At 42.5% G+C, this 814-nt stretch carries 2 protein-coding genes; both read right to left on the reverse strand.

The genetic code is table 11. The features are described 5' to 3' along the window. Positions 1-374, reverse strand: a 374-nt coding sequence (locus ACFIJJ_RS09920; protein ID WP_375646833.1) for a hypothetical protein, incomplete at its 3' end; no start/stop codon positions are given. Positions 375-380: 6 nt separating this feature from the next. Beyond that, positions 381-509, reverse strand: a complete 129-nt coding sequence (locus tag ACFIJJ_RS09925; protein WP_375646834.1) for a hypothetical protein — start codon at positions 507-509, stop codon at positions 381-383. Between the last annotated feature and the right edge of the window lie 305 nt (positions 510-814).

Consider the following 814-nt stretch of genomic DNA (forward strand, 5'->3'; position numbering starts at 1 on the left):
ACCTCCTTCATGTTCGGATTTAGTCTTCTTTGAGGTTGTATTACAGATTTGAAATTATCCTCCATCAGGATCTTATGTGTGCAGAACGAAGGATTAATTCCCTTTATGTCAGAAATCTTCCAGGCCAAGGCGGACTTATACCTCTTTAGCATACTCACAAGCTTTTCTTTCTGTTCTTGCGATAAATTTGCTGCTATAATCACGGGTAGCTTTGAGTCTTCAGCCAAGAATGTATACTCCAAGTGATTTGGCAAAGTCTTCAGTTCTAACTCTGGTGGCTCTTCAATGGATGGTTTCAGTCTGCCCTCCTTTGGTTTATCAATTTCCTCAAAGGGGCGCTCATGTTCCTCAACCTCATCCTCCGAGCCATCCAATGGTGCCTACTGATTGGGTTGATCTTCTACTTCTGTTTCATGAATTCCATCACCCTTATTCACAAGTCCCATTGAGAATGCCTCCTGCCATTGTTCATAATAACATGCTTCAAAGTGGGCAAGAGCTTGTTCCAAGATATCTTCTGGCTCTTCAATTGAATTCGGCGAGGCTGACTACTCAAATCTTTCTAGGACACTGTCAAGCTTGTAATCCGTATGCTTGCAACCATCTCTGCTACTGAGTACCTGAACACAGGGTGTTCTTGCAAGTATTGCTCTACTGATGAGTGTATCGAAAAGAGTTGTACTTTCTGTTCTACTATCTGTACCCACTCAGTGAGCTTTTCTACCACTTCAGATGTGTCGATCATCTTCCTGAAACGAGGAGAGGGGATAAAGTGAGCGCGAAGTAAGGGTAAAAAGTAAGTAGTAAAGTGACT

Origin of the sequence: Bartonella sp. TT29SHDZB (assembly GCF_042193395.1) — a bacterium.
Lineage (GTDB): Bacteria > Pseudomonadota > Alphaproteobacteria > Rhizobiales > Rhizobiaceae > Bartonella.